The following is a 20,183-nucleotide window of genomic DNA, read 5'->3' as shown; positions in this document are numbered from 1 at the left end:
TTCTGGAAAGCGCTTCATTTCCTATTTCATAATACAACAGGAATCATAATTGCAAAAACGTTTGCACATAGTAAATTTAGGCGAATTTGTTCGTTTTTTTTATAAAAAAACCGGTTTCCTCTCTATTTCAGAAGGAAACTCCTATTTTTTCCGTTTTACAGTAGTTAATCACTATAAAATTGTGTTCAGCGGAGATTTATTCTTGATAAATGGTTATTTTTATGTTATTAATAATATTTTTTACAAAAGAAAACCGGTTTTCTTTGTATTTTTATTTTGTGCAATGGTTTGTACTAAAGTATTGAACCTATAATTATTCCGTGCTATAATCCAAAACATTATAAGCAGCCTGTCCTTTCAACAAGGCACCACTGCCGTCCTTTCATTTCAAACAACTAAAAGGCAATGTTACTTCAAAAAGGTACAACCTCGGACAAGCCACCCGGCGGCGGTTGTGCCTTTTTGTTGTGTACATAGAACGGACCGGTTGGTGCATTAAGGCATAAAAAAGGGTGCAACAAGGCATAACGGATTCATATTTCATGTTATTACCTTTTTGTGGTGAAATACGGCCTTATTCATCTGTAACGCCTAAGGGATGACTGCTGCCTATTTAGCAGAGATTCCGTCCAGGTTGCTTATACTCACAAAACCCAGCGTGTGCTTCCGAAGCCAGTTTTGTACGAAGCTGTTCCAGGTTGCTTATGCTCACAAAACTTTTAGGGGGAATTATGAATGTTGCTTGAAGCTGTCTACCACCGTCCGCGTTTAAACTGGTCTTATGCCTATGATCACGAGACGATTCATCTGCGCTTGCGCGCCAAAAAAGGGGATTTAACCGAGGTCTTCGCCTGGGCCGGAGATAAATATGCCTGGGATGCCACCAAGGAGCTAATCCCGATGACCCTTTTCACCTCGGATGCGATGTTCGACTATTGGGAATGCTCTTCGGTCCCCAAGCACCGGCGGCTTAAATATGGATTTCTGCTGCAAAAAGGACATGAACGCATTTGGATGACCGAAAGTGATTTCCAGACTGAACGCCCTACCAACCCCAATCGGTTGTTTGAATTTCCGTACATCAACCGCGGCGACGTCTTTATTCCACCGGCTTGGGTGAAGGACGCTATTTTTTATCAAATTTTCCCTGAAAGGTTCGCGAACGGAGATCCCAGCCGCAATCCGGCACATGTGCAGCCCTGGGGCGAAACGCCTACACCGGAGAACTTCTTCGGCGGTGATCTGCAAGGAGTCATCGACCATCTGGACCATTTGAGCGAGCTTGGCATTACCGGTATCTACTTCACGCCGATCTTTACCGCCACCACCAACCACAAGTATGATACGGAAGACTATATGTCTGTGGATCCGCATTTCGGTGATGTCGAAACGCTGAAAAAACTGGTGGACGCCTGCCACGAACGCGGCATCCGGGTCCTGCTCGATGCAGTGTTTAACCACTCGGGCCGAACCTTTGCCCCGTTTGTGGATGTACTTGAAAAGGGCGAAGCTTCCCGCTACAAAGACTGGTTCCATATCCGTGAATTCCCGTTACAGGTAGTGGATAGTGTTCCTACCTATGATGCTTTTGCGTTTGAGCCGTTGATGCCGAAGCTGAACACCGAGAACCCCGAAGTGAAGGCCTATTTGCTGAAGGTCGCGGAATACTGGATTACCGAGGCCCACATTGACGGCTGGCGGCTCGATGTGGCGAATGAGGTAGACCATGAATTCTGGCGCGATTTCCGCAAGGTCGTCAAAAGAGCAAACCCCGATGCCTATATCCTGGGCGAAATCTGGCATGAATCTGCACCGTGGCTGGAGGGCGACAAATTCGACGCAGTCATGAATTACCCGTTCACCGATGCGGTGCTCGACTTCTTCATCTATGGCACACTTGATGCCGAAAGCTTCGCTAACGCCATTGGCAAACAGCTCTCCCGCTACCCGCTGCAGGCTAGTGAAGTAGCCTTCAACCTGCTGGACAGCCATGACACTCCGCGTCTTTTGACTCTGGCTGAAGGAGACAAGAACAAGCAAAAGCTCGCTTCGTTGTTCCAATTCACCTTCATGGGCACACCTTGCATTTACTACGGCGATGAAATCGGGATGGATGGTGAGGGTGATCCCGGTTGCCGCAAATGCATGGAATGGAATCCTGAGAATCAGGACCTGGACCTGTTCAGCTACTACCGCAAGCTGATTGAAATCCGCAGCAGCCATCCTGCGCTTCGTACCGGCAGCTTCACCTTCCTGGAAGCCGGACGACACGGCAGCAAGCTGGCTTATGAGCGTCGTCTGGGTGACGACATCATCTTGGTACTAGTCAACACAGAGGAAACAGCACAAACTTTCCGCCTTGATGTGGAGGACCGCAATTGGGAGAATTTATTCACAGGCGAAGCGCTGCGCGCCGACCGCAGCAAGCTGTCGATCAAGCTGCCTGCCTACGGGTATGCGGTGCTTAAGGCGCTGCTGTAAAAGAAGCTGGAGCGGCTGTACGGTGAAGTAACTCCTGGGTGTATAGGCTTCTGACTCCGTCACAGCTGAACGCAAAACTCAAGGGGTAAAATGCAGCTGGAATAAAAAGCATCCTTAAGCTAAGGTATCCAGCGTGTGTAATACCCATAGTGGAAAAAGGATAACTAATCCAGTCTATTCCTCTTCAGGGAGCGGTCTTCGTTGGAAAAAGGATAACTAATTCCGCCATATCCGGCCGGATGTGGTGAAATAGAAATATTAAGTATACAAAATCCAACTAAAACCGCTTGTAGCCAGGATTGCAACGAATTAGTTTTACTTTTTCCACTTAGCACCATACATGCGTCCATCAGCACAATTAGCATCTCTCAGGCATTGATCAGCATTTATTAGCATCCATACAGCACAACTAAACAACTAACCAACACAAAGGGCCCTCTTCGCGACGAAGAGGGCCCTTTGTGTTACTAATTACTAAATTGATAGGACATCATGCTAATTCCCATACATTTCACACGCTCCGTGAAGCAGACAATTCTCACTGTGGTTGTAGACTCACTAAGCAGCTTATTTATCCAGCAATCTATAGACCACCTGTGCAGCTTCAGCACGGGTCATCGATGCCTTCGGCGCGAACCGGTTGTCCGCTCTGCCCTGCAGAAGCCCCTGCTCTGCAGCAGCATGAACATAAGCTGCTGCCCATGAGCTGATGCTGGAAGCATCGGTAAAGGCCGGGCTGCCATTTACAGCTTCCATCTTCTTGCCTTGCTTCACTTCCAGTGCCCGAATGATCATGACAGCCATCTCTTCACGGCTGATGTCTTCACCCGGAGCGAACAAGTCCTTGCTGCGTCCCGTCACAATCCCTTGACGGACTGCTGCGGACACATAGGAAGCATACCAGGCATCCGCCTTCACATCCGCAAATGCAGCCTGCCCGTCAGCTTGAAGTCCCAGCGCCCGTACGAGCAGTGCAGTGAATTCCGCACGGGTGACAGAAGTTTCCGGCTTGAACTCGGCAGCCGTAACCCCCGAAATCACCTGCTTCGCGCTGAGCGATTTTATCGCCGTCCCTGCCCAGTGGCCAGCCGGAACATCCGAGAAGGATTTGTTGATCTCAAGCGCTGCATATTTGCTGAAATGTGTAACCTCAGCAGTGATGACATCCCCCTGCTGCGTACCTCCGACATACTCCAAATGGTTGCCGTCACCCAGATAGTAGATACCAAGCAGCGCCTTTTCGGGATTTCCTTTAATCTGGAAGGCCAGCGTAACTGGTTCTGCAAATGAGGTTACCGGAAGAAGCGTACCGTCTTTGCGCACAATATTGAGCTTGAACTCATAGACATCCGATGCCGCTTTTACAGCCGTATGGTCCTTACTTAGACCAGTCAGCAGAGTGCTTGATGCATTACCTTGCAGCGGCACTGCTCTTAATAGAATCTGCGCACCCTCCGCATCCGCACCAGCCAATGTCCCTTGAATTTTACCCAGAACCTGGGCGGGCAGCGTGATTGTGAGACTATTCATATGGAGCACCAGATCATTTGAGCCCAGCAAGGCTGCAGCCTGAAGGGGCAATAGCACTGCTTGCTTGCCTGAAGCGAGTTCCACATTGACTTTACCGTCCTTGCCGTTCTTCAGAGTGTCTCCGCTCACAAGCTGCGTATCTGCAGCAGGTACAGCTGTCGGCACAACAGCCGAAGACGAGACTGGCGTAGACACAGGTGTCGCTGTTGGTGCAGGTGTCACACTAGGTGTAGGTGTAGGTGTAGGTTTCACCGAAGGTGTCGGCGTTGGCGTTACCTTCGGCACTGCGGCCAAAATAACCGTCCCGCCGTCATCCCTGCCCGGCAGCTCAACCGTCACCTTCTGATCCTGTGATACCGTATAGGTCTTGCCGCTGTATTCATCCACAACCGCAGCCTGTGCGGCAAAAGGAACCGGAAGGCTGACGGATACCGCCTCTGTCTTCGTGTTGATCGCTGTTACAATATGTTCAGTTCCATACTGCTTGTCAAAAGCCAGATAACCCAGCTCGTCCGAGCCGGCCAGCTTGGTACGCACACCTTTGGAATAGATCTGCGAATACTTGGCACGGATGTTCAGCAGCTTCTGGTAGTGATCGTGAAGCCCCTGTTCCGCACTCAGCTGATCCCAAGGCATATCCCCGCGGTTCTCACTGAATTCTCCTTTGGACATGTCTCCGGCATTCGCACCGGAACGGCCCAGCTCTTCCCCGTAGTAGATAACCGGCTGTCCTTTGGCCGTAATTTGCAGCGCGGCAGCCACCTTCAGCTTGCCCTTGTCTCCGCCTACAACATTGGACAAAAAGCCGTTCTCGTCATGGCTGCTCAGGAATTGAGCCATCATTCCGGTGTTGTCCATCTGCGCTTCCCGGGTTTGCAGATACGCATCCACAGCCGAAATTTTCCCGTCTGTAAAGTCTTTTGCGGCGTTCTTGAAGCCAAAATCAAGCAGTCCGTCCATCTGGCCAGACTTCAGGGTACCGCCATCGTTGTCCAAAGTGCCGCCGTAATATTCTCCGACCAGCTTGAATTCTGGATCAATCGCGGTCAGCGCATTTTTGAACGCTTTCCAGGTTGTGCCGTCCACATGCTTCACTGTGTCCACACGGAAATAGTCGATGGTATCTCCGCGCTCTGTCCGGGCATTGTCCAGCCAGCCCGTCTGCCAATCGATGACAGTCTTGCGCACTGCCGGATCTTCGGTTTTGAAGTCAGGCAGCCCTGCCAATTCACCTTTAACCGGGTCGGTGTCAGCGGATACACCGTCTGTGCGGAGCATCCCTTCAAAACGAGCCTTATCCTCAGCCGTAACGCCCGGATAGCTGTCTTTCGCCTTTAGGCCGTAACCGGCATGGTTGAGCACAACGTCCACCATAATTTTGATGCCCTTGTCATGGGCTTTCTCGATCAGTTCCTTGAACGTTGCCATATTGCCAAGATGCTCATCCAGCTGGGTGAAATCCTTGGCCCAGTAACCATGGTAAGCATACTGCGTTCCGCCGAAATCAACACCCTTGTTGAAATCGATATTGTCTACAATCGGCGTAATCCAGAGAGTATTAATGCCAAGCTTTTGAAGATAGTCCAGATTGTCGATCATTCCGCGGAAATCTCCGCCGTGATAGGCTTCCAGATGGGTTTTGTCGACACCGGCATTATTCGAACTGTCCCCGTCCTTGAACCGGTCAGTCAGCGCGAAGTAGATCCGGGCTTCATCCCAGTCAAAATCAAGCCGGTCATTTGTATACGTTCTTGCCTTTACTTCGACTTTGGCTGCACCTTTATGCGAATTCCCGTATTGATCCATTAGCGTGATCGGGATGGTCTTGATCCCCGCTGGCACAGTGTCCTTAACCGCAACCGTCTGTTTCATGAGCGCTGTATCCAGCTTCACTGCGCCCGGTCCGCCGAGGGCAGTCAGATCCATATAACCGTCCACGTAGGATACATCTTCCGAAGAAGCAGCGTTAACGGTAACCACTGCATTCTCATTGGAGTTAATAGCCTCCGGCTGGACTAATGCAGTAATCGTGACAGCCGGGATATGATAGACTGCAGCCGATTCACCGTTCACAGTGTTTTTCGGGTCGGTCAGCTCTTCGGTCACTCCGTCCCTGGTCACGAGGAAGGTATACTTGTACGTGCCTTCCTGCACATCCTTCAGCTGATAGCTGAACCATTCATTGGCCGCTTCGTACACCATTGGATACTCCGTGCCATTCACTTTGACCTTAACCGCATTGATTGCAGCCAGATTATCACTGCGGAACAGGGCATCGTCCCGGTACCGGAAGGTAATCGTCCCATCCTTCATCACCGGACCGCTTATCACCGGCTTGATATCCAGCTCTTTTACCATACTGGTCACAATTACCTTGGTAAAAGCTTCACCCGCCGTCAACGGTATAACCCGGTCATCCGGATAATCCTGCTTGCCAGTGTTCCAGTCTGTTCCCTTGCGCAGCATAAAGCCCACACTTGTGGCATTCGGTGCCACCTCAATCAGCACACTGGCCTTACCGTCCTTGAAGGTGGTGAAATCGATCTGATCGTTTTTGACCCCCGTATTCCACACCCAGAGATTCCAGTCTGTATAATCCTTATCTTTACGGACATAGGTGATCTGGACATACCTTTTGGTATCCACCGCATCTTTGGTCACTTCAACAGTAACCTTGGTGGAGAGACCGCCATAGGAGATGGTGATCGTGGCTGCACCTGCCTTAACGGCTTTGACCAGTCCTTTGCTTGTCACCGTGGCAATCTGCGGATTGCTGGAGATATAGGCCGCATTATCGGTAACCTTTCTGGAGCTGCCATCATCGTATTTAGCCATTACAGCCGTTTGATGCGTGCTGCCGGTTTGGAGCGAATAGCTTGGGCTGTCCGTTCCAAGAGAAGCCAGAACGGCGGCGGCAGCATCCTTACGGATGATCACGGCAGTAAGCGGGGCCAGCGTAATCGAATTTGCTGTGAGCGTGAAGCCCGACTGGCTTCCGGCAGGGATTGCCCCAGTTCCCGCTTGATCGTTGTCTACAAGCACCTGCCCTCCGGTCAGATCCTCGGACAGCGTCAGGGTTCTTGCTGTGTTGTCCCCGTTCATGAAGACATAATAGAGCCCGGTTCCATCGGTCGCTTTATTCTTGTAGCCGATCACCAGATCGGTTGCTTTGATCTCAGGCGCTGCGATCAGGCTGACATTGGAGTCCACCAGACTTTTGTCACCAAGCCGGAAGGCATCGGTAGATTGTCTGAGCTGAATGAGCCCCGACGTGTAAGCCCGGGTTGTATTCTGAACAGGATAGCTCACTTCATCCGTTGCTTTGGCCCAATCAAAATGGTTAACCGCATCCGAAGAATCATAGGAGTCGTGGATGAAATAGCCAAAGGATTGCCCGTTCCCATCCTTTAATTCCGTATATTTCTGCTCGGGCACCCCCGCTGCCTTCCACTGCTTGGTGCGTCCATACTCCTGGCCCGCTTGCAGGAAGGCTGTCCCTTGGGAAGTCAGCTCCAGCAGATTGCCCAGCCGGATCCGCTTCTGGATTTCCAGCTCATTCTCGGCTATTGACGGGTCCTTCTTGATCGACTGTGCAATGACATCATGCAGCGTCAGATTGTCATGGGCTTCGATATACGGCACGACATCGCCCGGATCATCCGCAGGAATATTGGAGGGCTGTGCTTTGATATTGTTGAAGATCGTAGCGATAGAACGTGCTCCGCCTGTGATGAACCGCGGCTCCCCTTCCGAGCCATAGCCGGACTTCAGCTCATTGCGGAATTCATCGGAGAATACACCGACACTATCCGTTTTGTCCATCCAGGACTGGTCTGCGCCTTTGCCGGTTAGTAGCGGATCGGAGGCCGCCCCGGCGAAGGTTTTCCAGCCTTCTCCGATGAACAGCGCCTTCGGATTGATCGCTTCAGCGGCATCATAGGCTGCCTGAACAGCATCCGCTGTCGCGTCACCCATCATATCCCAGCGCATGCCGTCTATTTTATATTCGCTGAACCAGTATTTGACCGAATCCACCATCAGCTTCTCGGCCATCTTGTGGCTGGTCGCCAGATTGTTGCCGAACCCCCCGACGAAGTTGCCGTTCGCATCCTTAAAGGCGTAGTAATCCGGCACGATGTCGTCCAGAAAATCTTTTTTGGCCATATGGGTATACACCACATCGAGAATGACCCCCATGCCCGCCTTATGGACCGCATCAATCAGGCCTTTCAGCTCCTTGATCCGCTCTTCGGGATCGGTTGGATGCTGTGAATATGCCCCATCCGGTGAGAAATAGCTGTGCGGATCATACCCCCAGTTGTATTCATTGTTCTGGGTAGAATAGGCGGATTCCCTGTTGCCCATCTTCGTCTCGTCGCCATAATACCAGGCCATCACCGGCATCAGCTGGATATGGGTCACGCCCAGGGATTTGATATAATCGAGCTTCTTCTCAAAAGCTGCATAAGAGCCCCAACGTTCGCCGCCCAGCTGGCTTTCAATCGATACATCAGAAGTGAAATCCCGTACATGGACCTCGTAAATAACAGCATCCTCGCGCTTTTGGTAGCCAGAAATAGCCCCTGCCTTGAAATCCGGCGGGTTCGTCCCGTTGAGGTCAACAATTGCCGCTTTGCCCACCCTGTCACCGTCAGGCCCTGCCGCATCCATGGTATCCACAGTGAATGCAGCCATTGACTTGGCATAAGGATCAAGTACCTGCTTGCTTACGCCGTTATTGGTTACTTCGTATTGGTAGTAGTAGCCACGCACATCCCCCGCACCACTCAGATCAGACGGCTTCAGCTCCACCGACCAGACGCCTTTATCGCCTGGAGTCAAGCTGACCTGTCCGACTTTTGCAGCAGCGTCGGTCTTGCTGTACACATTCGCCACTACACTGCTGGCCATAGGTGCCCAGAGCTTCAGGCTTGCCGACTTGTCCGCCGGATGATAGGTCGCTCCCAGATCATCTCCGGTGTAATTGTACATTTCATCAAGCATTCTCCAGCCTGCGGAAGCGGATACACTTTTCCCGGAATAAGTCACACTAAGCGGAGATTGATCCAGTTCAAAAGCTCCTGTGTCCACCTCTACCGAAGTCGTGCTCTTGATCGTCACGGCAGTGACAGGAACCGGAGTGCCCGCTTTATCCGTGACCGTTATGGCAGATTTCAACCCGGCAGCGTCCAGTCCATCCGTTAAGGTAAAGGTCAGAAGAATCTTGCTGGTGGACAGCACCTCCGCCGATACAAGACTCAAAGGCAGTTCTCCAAAAGGGGACACATATACATGATCATCACCCTTTTTGATCCACAGCTGATTGTAGCGGTCCAGCAGACCGAACGTTTTGTCGCCTCCGTCCTTGTCACCGCTGGAACGGTTCACCACCACAAAACCCATTTTTTTGGCATTTCCCTTTAGTGGAATATCCGCATAAGTCCCATAGGCATCGGTATGCTCCGCAAGAAACGGTGCTGCATCTCCCGGCCAGGTGACCGGAGGGGAAGCCACATCATCCCACAGCCATAAGCCGTATTGATTCTGATTGCTGTCCTCTCTCGTATAATGGACCCGCACGGTATTGGCCGGAAGCACCACCGGTTCGTAAGGAGTCACAATATCCGAGTCTTGCTTGATCCACAGCTCATTGGTCTGCGGTGTATTGATCGTGAACAGCTTATCGCCTTTGTCTTTGGCCTGTGTGCTGCGGTTAACGACGAGGAAGGAGACTTTCTTGGCCCCCGCCTTCAGCGGCACATCGGCATAAGCCCCATAAGCATCAGTCTGTCCTTCAGGAAAAGGGGTTGCCCCTGTCGGCCAGCCTGCAGAAGGTGAAGCTACATCATCCCATAGCCACAGTCCCTGATCGGAGTAATCCCCGGCCGGCCGGTTGTAATGAATCCGCAGCTGCCCCTCCGGTACAGGAATCACCTTTCCGGGTACAGCCGGTGCTGTAAAAGAGGCACTGACCCCGTGGTCCTGTGCATTGTACCTGAACGTGACTTTCAGATCGGCAGGAAGCTTCAGGGTCTGATCCTGGTCTGGATAGAGCTTATCTGCTTCCGGGGTATCTCCGGGAACATACACTCTATAGGCATATTCTCCTGCAGGCAGATCGGCTACCCGTTCATAGATCCCGTCAAAATCAGGATCGGACAACGTGGCTCCCGCATCAGCCGGAGAAGAATCCCGGGCATCGCCCAGCTCCGTTTGAAGTGTTCCTGTCAGCCTCGGCAGCTTATCAACCGAAAGAGGTGTATAGTACGTGGAATCGGCGATTTTCTTGGTGAGGTCATTATAATAAAAGGTTACGCTGGTCTCGGCAGTAAGCGTTATCTGAATATTGCCGTCTGTATTGACTCCGGCGGGATTGGTATAGTTGCTGTATCCGTAGCTCTCGTCCCAGGTGCCGTTCAAGGCGATCTTGTATTCATATACGCCTGCCGGCAAGGTGCCCGTGAACTTATACATCCCATTGTCCACATAGGTTAATTGTGTCACGCTGGCATCCGGATTCCAGTCACTTGTAGGCGCTGCCTCCGTTGATAATTCCGATTGAAGATTGCCAACGAGCACGACTTTAGATGTTTGCGCTTTCACATTGCCCGGATAGGAGAAATAAGAACATACAAAAACCACAATCATACAGATGGCAAATGCCTTCTTGCCCCATAACGCTCGTTTCATTGTGCGAATACCCCCCGTAATTGAATTAGCCTGAAAAGCAGGTGTTCCTCAATCTCACCGCATATTCTTGGACTAGTTCATGTTGTTCATTGCGGCTTCAATCCCTTCATCCTCTCCGTTCCTCTTCCATCCCCCCTTTATTCCCTGTCACCTAACTCCCTCCCGGCCAAATAATATTGTCTGCTATCCGCTGATTTGCTCCGTTTATGCGCAAACGTTTGCAAAAATAGGAATGTGGCGGATAAGCCATATAAAATTAGGGATAGAGAAAGGCTAATCAAGCAAAACCAACGATTGTAAGCGCTCTTTATTTCTGTTCAACATACTAATCCTCTACCTGGAGCGTTGTCAACAATCATTTCCAAATGAATCTGTAGACCTCATCTAGAATTCCAATTCTGCAACAGGTATCATTTGCACACAAACACACCCGTAATTTGCACAATATTGCACAACACTGCGGATCATCGGGTTTGAAAAATCCAGATCAGAGCAACCAGTAGTAAGTCCGTTCATTACATCGCTGATGACAGAAAAATACACCGCCCCCCTTTCAGCAGCCTTTGCAGAAAGCTCCTAATCCTCCCCTTCATCACCTGATCTCATTGGTAAAGTACAGGGAGGCACCATCTCCGGCTGTCCTGCAGAACCACTAATCATATCCCTGAACAAGAGTTTCACTATTTACAATTAACAGCTCTTCGATTAATATTACAGAGTAAAGCAAACGGTTCCATAAGGAGGTTTCTATGACAGTTACCATCAAGGACGTGGCTAAGAAAGCGGGAGTGTCTCCCTCCACGGTATCCCGGGTGTTGTCAGGCCATCCCAGAATTAGCCTAGAAACTTCCCGTAAAGTCAAAGTGATTATGGAGGAAATGGGCTACACTCCGAATATGATGGCCAAAAGCCTGGTTTCGAAGACGACGAACAGCATTTGCATTATCCTGCCAAAACCGGCTGAAGAGCTGTTCTCCAATTTATTTTTTATGGAATTGATCCGCGGGATCGTTACACAGTCCAGCCGGTCCGGCTATGATGTGCTGATCAGTTCCGGCGCGAATGAGAAGGAAGAGCTTGAGTCCGTCTCACGCCTGCTCAAAGGCCGCCGTGTTGACGGCGTTATTCTGCTGTATTCACGCAAAGACGATGCCGTGATTGATTTCCTGGAATCGGGTGGCTACCCTTTTGTACTGGTAGGGCGAAGTGACCGCTATGAGAACATCTTATCGGTGGATAACGATAATATCATGGCTGCTTACGATGCTACCAACCACTTGATATCGATGGGACATGAACGCATTGGCTTCGTCAGCGGGCCGCCCAACCTCATCGTTTCACGCGACCGGCTTGAAGGTTACCGCAAAGCGATGGAGAAGAACGGACTGGAAATGCGGGCTGAATGGATTGTCGAAGGTGAATTTTTGCAGGACAGCGGCTACAGGGCGATGTCTTTCTTCATGAATCTCCCGAACCGTCCCACAGCACTTGTAGCAGTCGATGATATGGTCTCTTTCGGTGTCCTTCGCGGGCTGAATGAGCTGAAATACAAGGTTCCTGAGGATCTGGCAATCGTCAGCTTTAACAATATTCCGCTTTCGGAATTGTCGAGCCCGCCGATCAGCAGTATCGATATCGGTATCTATCATCTAGGCTACACCGCTTCCCAGGTGCTGATCCAGAGCATCCAGAAACCGGATAACCATGACGGATATACGAACCGGTTCGTGATTCCGCACCGCTTAATCGTCAGGGAATCTTCCATGTATTCACCAGTGAAGAAGTAACTTTGCAACAAAATAAATGAAGCTATCGATGCTTCATTTATTTTTTCGACACTTGTACAAACGTTTGCGCTACATAAAGAGCAAGCTCACAAAACTTAAGCGTATGCTTTCGAAGCGAGTTTTGTACGAAGTGAATCGATGACGTTATGCTCACAAAACTTTTAGGAGGTTCAATATGTCAGAAATCAAAGCCTGTTTATTCGATTTGGACGGCGTGCTCGTCGACACCGCCAAATATCATTACATTGCCTGGAGAGAGCTCGCCGAGCAGCTCGGCTTCGTCTTCACCGAGAAGGACAACGAACGTCTCAAGGGCGTCAGCCGGACGGCATCGCTCAACATTCTGCTGGAGATCGGCGGACTGACCCTGGACGAAGAACGCAAAGCCGAGCTCGCCGAGCAGAAGAACAATCGCTATGTCGAATACATCGCCAAGATGGACAGTTCGGAGATTCTGCCGGGCGCCCTGGACTTCCTGAAGGAATGCCGGGCGCAGAAGATCAAGACCGCTCTCGGCTCCGCCAGTAAAAACGCAATGATGATCCTGCAGAACACCGGGCTTACGCCCTATTTCGATGGCATTATCGACGGCACACATACCAGCGCAGCCAAGCCTGATCCGGAAGTCTTCCTCCTCGGAGCCAAAGCCGTATATGTTGAACCTGAAGAATGTGTTGTCTTCGAGGATGCCGAAGCAGGAATCACCGCCGCTATCCGCGCCGGCATGCGCAGTGTGGGTATCGGTTCGCCGGAGACACTTTCGGCAGCGGATATCGTCGTCCCTTCGCTGGCGCATATCAGCGTTGCAGCACTCAGGGAATCATTTACAAGCGTTTGACGAACATTAACAGTTATAAGTAATGTGAGTCTCTTTTGCCCTACTTTTTTATAAAAGAACTATATGTGAGAACTGGAGTTACGTGAGAGCGGAACAGGCGAAAAGATTGTGAAGAAGCGTCAGCGCTCGCCTTTGTCCCCGGATGCTTACCTTAAGCTTCAATCGGAGCATCCGGGGACAACAGCGATCGTAACAACCTTTCGCTTGTGGAGCGGCCATGTAACTTGCAACATTGAACAGATAGTTCCATTTATATCATCCCCCATTTAAAAGGAGCCGGTACGCATGAAACAATATTTAAAAATCGACGAATGGTCCATTATCGAAGAATCCTTTGATCCGCAGACCCAGGAAATTTCCGAAAGCGTCTTTAGCCTCGGGAACGGGTACATGGGCGGACGCGCTAATTTTGAAGAGCAGTACAGCGGGCATAGCCTGCAAGGCAGCTACATGGCTGGCGTCTACTATCCAGACAAAACACGGGTGGGCTGGTGGAAAAACGGCTACCCCGAATATTTTGCCAAAGTGCTGAACAGCACGAACTGGATCGGGATCAGCATTGACATTGACGGCACACCGCTGGATTTGGCGACTTGCACCGTTAGCGATTTCCACCGGGAGCTTAATATGAAGGAAGGCACCTTGTCCCGCAGCTTCACAGCCACCACAGAGGGCGGCAAGGAAGTACGGGTCGAGACCATCCGTATTGTCAGCATGGCCCGCCGCGAGATTGGTGCCATCCGCTATGCCATCACCCCGCTTAATTTTGCCGGAGAGCTGACCATCACCCCCTACCTCGACGGTGACATTAAGAACAAAGATGCCAACTATGACGAGAAATTCTGGAATGAAGTCGAGAAAAAAGGCGCACCGGACGGCGGGCATTTGACGCTTAAAACAAAGAAACTCGATTTTCACGTGACCTCGGCTTATCTGTTCGACATTCTCGTGAATGGTGACAAGCTTACCCGTACAGCTGAAGCCATCGAGCAGGAAAAATATGTAGCCAGCAAAGTATCCTTTCCGGTAAAATCCGGCGATCAGGTGGTAATTTATAAGTATGCCGCAAATGTCACCTCCCGTAATCATGGGCTGGGCCAGTTGGTTGAGGCCGCAGAAACCGCGCTGCACAGTGCCCGGGAAGCCGGTTTTTCGGCGCTTTTGACCGAACAGGCGGAGGCTTGGAAAGATAAATGGAAGGAAAGCGACATTATCATTGAAGGCGATGTGTCAGCGCAGCAGGCGATCCGATTCAATATTTTCCAGCTGAATCAGACCTATACCGGTGAAGATGACCGGCTGAACATTGGACCCAAGGGCTTCACCGGTGAAAAATACGGCGGCAGCACCTATTGGGATACAGAAGCTTATTGTGTACCATTCTACTTAAGTACTGCGGATTCCTCGATTGCCCGCAACCTGCTGATCTACCGGTACAAACATCTGGAGAAAGCCAAGGAAAATGCCCGCAAGCTCGGCTTCAAAAAAGGTGCCCTCTATCCAATGGTGACGATGAACGGCGAGGAGTGCCACAACGAGTGGGAGATTACGTTCGAAGAGATTCACCGCAACGGCGCGATTGCCTATGCGATTTATAACTATGTGAACTACACCGGAGACCAATCCTATCTTGGCCAATACGGCCTTGAGGTGCTGGTGGAAATTTCCCGCTTCTGGGAGGAACGCGTGCACTATGTGCCGCACAAGGACAAATATGTAATGCTTGGCGTCACCGGTCCGAACGAATATGAGAACAATGTCAACAACAACTGGTATACGAACCGGATGGCTTCCTGGACGATGGAATATACATTGGAAGCGCTGGCGTATCTGCAGGAGAATGAGCCTTCCCGCTATGCGGAGCTGGTCGACAAGCTGGAGCTTGCAGAAGATGAAACGGCGAAGTGGAATGAGATTGTCGCTAAAATGTACTATGCAGCCGATGATGAACGCGGGATCTTCCTGCAGCAGGACGGTTTCCTCGACAAGGAGATCATTCAGGTCAAGGATGTACTGCCGGAGAATCTGCCGCTGAATCAAAAATGGTCCTGGGACCGCATCCTGCGTTCCTGCTTCATCAAACAGGCCGATGTGCTGCAGGGACTCTACTTCCTGGGCGACCGCTATGACCTGGAGACCAAAAAGCGCAATTTCGATTTCTATGAACCGATCACCGTTCATGAATCCTCCCTCTCCCCTTGCATCCATTCGATTCTTGCCTGCGAGCTGGGGTACAAGGAAAAGGCTTATGAAATGTACCTGCGCACATCGAGACTGGATCTTGATAATTACAACAACGATACGGAAGACGGCTGCCATACCACCAGCATGGCAGGAACCTGGATGTCGATCGTGCACGGCTTCGGCGGACTGCGTGTGCAGTCGGGCCGGCTGATTCTGAATCCATCCAACCCGGGCCACTGGACGGCTTATTCGTTCAAGATCATGTTCCGCGGCTCCCGTCTGAAGGTGAACGTTACGGATGCGTTGGTTACCGTGGTCAACGAAACCGATATTCCGGCGTCCATCACGATTCATGGCAAGGATTATACTGTGAACGGTCTGAGCAGCGTTACGTCTGAAGGCTCTTCTGTTACGGTGTAATTGCTGCCGTTACCCCGAAGCTCCGCTTCGGGGATATTTTTATAAGTTCCACTGGAAATTTGAATCGGCAAGAAAGGTGGAGGGGAATTTGGAAGTGCAGGAGCGTTAGCGTCCGCCTTTGTTCTCGGATTTCATCCGAAATATTGAACATTAATATTGAACATTAAATATAGAAATCCGAGAACAACAGCGGCCGAAACTCCAAACGTTCCCTGGAACCAACATACTTGCTAATTCTATTTTATAACCCATCTTATATTAAAATCCCATTCAAAGGAGCTAGTTTCATATGAACAGAACCTTTTGGAAAGAAGCCGTAGTCTATCAAATCTACCCTCGCAGTTTCCAGGACAGCAACGGAGACGGGATCGGGGATCTGCGGGGGATTATCTCGCGCCTCGATTATCTGCAGGAGCTGGGGGTCGATGTCGTCTGGCTGTCGCCGGTCTATAAGTCCCCAAATGATGACAACGGTTATGATATCAGTGATTACGAAGATATCATGGATGAATTCGGCACACTTGGCGACTGGGAGGATCTGCTGAACGGGCTGCATACACGCGGTATCAAGCTGATGATGGACCTTGTCATCAACCACTCCTCGGATGAACACGCATGGTTCCTGGAGTCCCGCTCCTCCAAGGATAGTCCGTACCGGGACTATTATATCTGGCGTCCCGCCGGTCCTGATGGCGAAATGCCCAACAATTGGAGTTCCATCTTCAGCGGTCCGGCCTGGGAGCTGGATGAGAAGACAGGCGAATACTTCCTGCATCTGTTCTCCCGCAAGCAGCCCGATCTCAACTGGGAGAATCCGAAGCTGCGGGATGCGCTGTACAAGATGATGGCTTTTTGGCTGGACAAAGGAGTGGACGGACTGCGGATGGACGTCATCAACATGATCTCCAAGGTCGAAGGCCTGCCTTCTGCCCATCAGGAGGGTCTTGCTCCCGGCGAGCTGGCGGGTGGCGGGGACTATTATATGAACGGACCGCGTGTTCACGAATATCTCCAGGAAATGAACCGCAAGGTTCTCGCTAAATATGATGTGATGACAGTGGGTGAAACCCCTGGAGCTACGGTAGAGGACGCCATCCTCTACACTGCTGAAGACCGGCAAGAGCTGCAGATGGTTTTTCAATTCGAGCATATGGACGTGGATTCCGGCCCTGGCGGCAAGTGGAATGTGGCTCCCTGGACCCTGACCAAGCTGCGCGACATTCTGCATAAATGGCAGGTGGGTCTGGCGGAACAAGGCTGGAACAGCCTGTACCTGAACAACCATGACCAGCCCCGGATGGTTTCCAGGTTCGGCGATGACGGGGAGTACCGCGTCATTTCGGCCAAAATGCTTGCTACCCTGCTGCACACGCTGAAGGGGACACCTTACATTTATCAGGGTGAGGAAATCGGTATGACGAACGTGAAGTTCTCCCGGCTTGAAGATTACAAGGATATTGAAATTCATAACATGTACCGGGAAAAGGTGACTGAGGGCGGCGGTGATCATGATACGATCCTCAATGCCATCCATTCCAAAGGCCGGGACAATGCACGTACGCCTATGCAATGGGACTCTTCAGCCAACGCCGGATTCACGGAAGGAACTCCTTGGCTGAAGCTCAATCCGCGTTATGAGGAGATCAATGTGGAACAGGCGCTGGCCGATCCGGATTCGATATTTTACTATTATCAGAAGCTGATCCGGCTGCGCAAAGAGCATCCTATTATGGTATACGGCGATTACGAGTTGCTGCTGCCGGAGCATGAGAACATTTATGCTTATACCCGGACGCTTGAGGGCGAGCGGTGGCTGATACTGCTGAATTTCTGTGAAACGCCGCAAACCGTAGAGCTCCTGGATGAGCTGAACGCTGTAACTGAAACCATCATCAGCAATTATCCGGAGGAGCAAGCAGCCATGGACCGGGGAACCCTGCGTCCTTATGAGGCCAGAGTCTGCCGGCTGGGGAGCTGACTTCTTCATCTCTCTAAAGCTATAATACTATTATCAGACCTGTCTTCAATGAGCAGAGAATAACAGGACTGGTGCAGGATTGGCATGATAGTATGGATACAAAGGGAGATGGCAGATTTGGAATGGCTGATCTGCATGAAAAATGCACTGGATTATATGGAGAGCAAGATGACTGAACCCATGCGCATCGAAGACGTTGCCAGGGTAGCCCATGTCTCTCCTTTTCACTTCCAGCGTATGTTCAGCATGCTGACCGGGGTAACGGTGGCAGACTATATCCGCAAACGGAGATTAACCCTGGCGGCTCAAGAGCTGGCTATTTCAAAAATCAGGGTGCTGGACGTGGCATTGAAATACGGCTACGACTCCCCCGAGGCATTCGCAAAGGCATTCCGCAAGGCACATGGGCTAACCCCATCGGCCGCGCGTGAGCCCGGAGTGCAGCTCAAAGCATTCCCCCGCCTCTCCTTCCATCTATCTTTGAAGGGAGATCAGGAAATGGAATACAAAATCGTCGAAAAAGCAGCTTTTACCGTTATCGGTAAAAATATGGAGGTTACTACACGGGATGGAGAAAATTTCCGCAGAATCCCGGAATTCTGGAATGAATGCAATGCAGACGGCACTTCGGATAAGCTGATTCAGCTCGGCACTGACCCCAATTGGCTTGGAATCTGTATGGGTATGGACATGGAAAAAGAACTGCTGTCCTACTGGATTGCAGTGGAGGGTACCCCGGAGACTAACCCCGAAGGCTATGAGACTGCTGTGGTTCCGGCTGCAAGCTGGGCTGTATTCACTTCAGTCGGCCCTATGCCCCAGGCGATTCAACAGGTATGGCAGCGGATTTTCCAGGAGTGGTTCCCGGGAACAGGCTATGAGCATACAGGCGGACCCGAGTTTGAGCTATATCCACCAGGAGATCCGAGTGCCGAGGATTACGTTTGTGAAGTGTGGATTCCGGTGATGAAGAAGTAACCGTTCTACGTTTATTTTCAAGACCAGCCGCAGGTGCGGCTGGTCTTTTTGCAGATGTAGGAGCGAAACTATTATTTTCATTTTGAGAATTGGTGCGGGCTTGGTATAATTACAGATTATACGGCTTTTATACTATGAAAGAATGTCATCCTAGAATCGGTGAAGGAGAAATTCATGTCTATCGTAAAAATCTTTTCAGACAGCACATCTGATTTGCCTCAAAGCTGGAAGGAAAAATATGATATCGGTATCGTGCCGCTGTATGTTGTGTTCGACGATGCCACTTACAAGGATGGGGTGGATATCACGCCTGAGGAAGTGTATGAACAGGTAGCTGCACGTGGTGCCCTTCCCAAGACAGCCGCACCCTCGCCTGCCGATTTCATGACTGCCTTCGAGCCGGTGATCCGGGATGGAGGCGATATCGTCTATATCAGTCTTTCCTCTGCCTTATCCTCTACATATCAGAATGCCCTGCTGGCTGCCGGGGAGTTCCCGGAAGGCCGGGTGCAGGTGGTTGATTCCGAAACGCTGTGCGGAGGCATAGCCCTCCTGGTCATAAAAGCCGCCCGTGCGGCAGCAAAAGGCCAAAACGCCCTGGAGATTGCCGCTATGCTGAAGGAGTGCCGCAGCCGGGTGGAGACGGAATTTGTTGTGGATACGCTGGACTATCTGTATATGGGCGGGCGTTGCTCCGGTATGCAGAATTTTATTGGAAGTTTGCTTAAAATCCGGCCTGTGCTGCGTTTGATTGACGGTGCCATCGTCCCGGTCAGCAAGATTCGCGGCAAGAAAGAAAAGGTCGTCGAGCAGATGCTGCAGCACGCTCTGACCCATGCAGATGAGATCGACAAGGAGCTCCTGATAGTCGCCCACACCCTGGCAGAAGAGGATGCCAGATACTTGGAGCAAGCACTCCGGGAACAGACAGGGGTGGACGAAATTGCCACCATCCATGCAGGCTGCGTGATCGGCAGCCACTGTGGCCCTGGAACAGTAGGCCTCATGTATATGCATTAATAAGACTTTTGAAGGCTGGCAAGCGATCATGCTCCAGCTGCAGCCGCAATCATATAGCTAGTGCGCTCTGTGACGAGCCCGTTGACTGCATTTTATGCAGACATGGGTTCGTTTTCTATGTGGACGCCTTGTTTTTCCGCGTCAACATTAAAGCGTTACTATATCAATTGGATTTGATATTTACATATGGGGCCTGATCGCAGCTGCGGGGAATGTTTGAACTTCCGGCCGCTGTTGTTGTAAGAATTCTTGATCTTTTTAGTGTCGGGGGTTATGG

General features: G+C 50.9%; 8 protein-coding genes. 7 read left to right on the top strand and 1 reads right to left on the bottom strand.

Translation table 11 applies throughout. The annotated features are described in order from the left end of the window. Positions 1-735: 735 nt before the first annotated feature. On the top strand, positions 736-2,481 hold the full coding sequence (locus tag A3848_RS05075) for an alpha-glycosidase (protein WP_074083881.1): 1,746 nt from the start codon (positions 736-738) through the stop codon (positions 2,479-2,481). A 567-nt stretch (positions 2,482-3,048) separates the two neighbouring features. Here A3848_RS05075 and A3848_RS05070 read toward each other — a convergent pair. Then, positions 3,049-10,701, bottom strand: a complete 7,653-nt coding sequence (locus A3848_RS05070) for a pullulanase (protein ID WP_074083880.1) — start codon at positions 10,699-10,701, stop codon at positions 3,049-3,051. A gap of 749 nt (positions 10,702-11,450) precedes the next feature. Between A3848_RS05070 and A3848_RS05065 the strand changes: the two genes are divergently transcribed. The 6 genes from A3848_RS05065 (at position 11,451) to A3848_RS05040 (ending at position 19,906) form a co-directional block, all read left to right on the top strand. Continuing rightward, positions 11,451-12,488, top strand: coding sequence for a LacI family DNA-binding transcriptional regulator (locus A3848_RS05065; RefSeq protein WP_074083879.1), 1,038 nt, complete (start codon positions 11,451-11,453; stop codon positions 12,486-12,488). Positions 12,489-12,663: 175 nt separating this feature from the next. Beyond that, the gene (pgmB, locus tag A3848_RS05060) at positions 12,664-13,326 is read left to right on the top strand and encodes a beta-phosphoglucomutase (protein WP_074083878.1); all 663 of its coding nucleotides are present in this window, start codon (positions 12,664-12,666) and stop codon (positions 13,324-13,326) included. A 285-nt stretch (positions 13,327-13,611) separates the two neighbouring features. Next, positions 13,612-15,930, top strand: a complete 2,319-nt coding sequence (locus A3848_RS05055; protein ID WP_074083877.1) for a glycoside hydrolase family 65 protein — start codon at positions 13,612-13,614, stop codon at positions 15,928-15,930. 289 nt (positions 15,931-16,219) lie between these two features. Continuing rightward, entirely contained in the window at positions 16,220-17,908 is a 1,689-nt protein-coding gene (locus tag A3848_RS05050; protein WP_074083876.1) for a glycoside hydrolase family 13 protein, read from the top strand. Positions 17,909-18,025: 117 nt separating this feature from the next. Further along, a complete protein-coding gene (locus tag A3848_RS05045) occupies positions 18,026-18,886 on the top strand; it encodes an AraC family transcriptional regulator (RefSeq protein WP_178381914.1) in 861 nt (286 codons plus the stop codon). Between the two features lie 174 nt (positions 18,887-19,060). Next, positions 19,061-19,906: a DegV family protein gene (locus A3848_RS05040; RefSeq protein ID WP_074083874.1), complete on the top strand. Its 846-nt coding sequence runs from the start codon at positions 19,061-19,063 to the stop codon at positions 19,904-19,906. Positions 19,907-20,183 lie beyond the last annotated feature (277 nt).

The sequence above is a fragment of the Paenibacillus sp. P32E genome, assembly GCF_001909085.1.
Classification (GTDB): domain Bacteria; phylum Bacillota; class Bacilli; order Paenibacillales; family Paenibacillaceae; genus Paenibacillus_AQ; species Paenibacillus_AQ helianthi.
The sequence above is the reverse complement of the archived record's forward strand: the minus strand, read 5'-3'. Positions and strand labels throughout refer to the sequence as shown.

Excerpts from the sequence above, each read along its gene's own strand:
- A3848_RS05050 (WP_074083876.1), top strand. The coding sequence starts at position 16,220 with ATGAACAGAACCTTTTGGAAAGAAGCCGTAGTCTATCAAATCTACCCT.
- pgmB (WP_074083878.1), top strand. The coding sequence starts at position 12,664 with ATGTCAGAAATCAAAGCCTGTTTATTCGATTTGGACGGCGTGCTCGTC.
- A3848_RS05055 (WP_074083877.1), top strand. The coding sequence starts at position 13,612 with ATGAAACAATATTTAAAAATCGACGAATGGTCCATTATCGAAGAATCC.
- A3848_RS05065 (WP_074083879.1), top strand. The coding sequence starts at position 11,451 with ATGACAGTTACCATCAAGGACGTGGCTAAGAAAGCGGGAGTGTCTCCC.
- A3848_RS05070 (WP_074083880.1), bottom strand. The coding sequence starts at position 10,701 with ATGAAACGAGCGTTATGGGGCAAGAAGGCATTTGCCATCTGTATGATT.
- A3848_RS05075 (WP_074083881.1), top strand. The coding sequence starts at position 736 with ATGTTGCTTGAAGCTGTCTACCACCGTCCGCGTTTAAACTGGTCTTAT.
- A3848_RS05040 (WP_074083874.1), top strand. The coding sequence starts at position 19,061 with ATGTCTATCGTAAAAATCTTTTCAGACAGCACATCTGATTTGCCTCAA.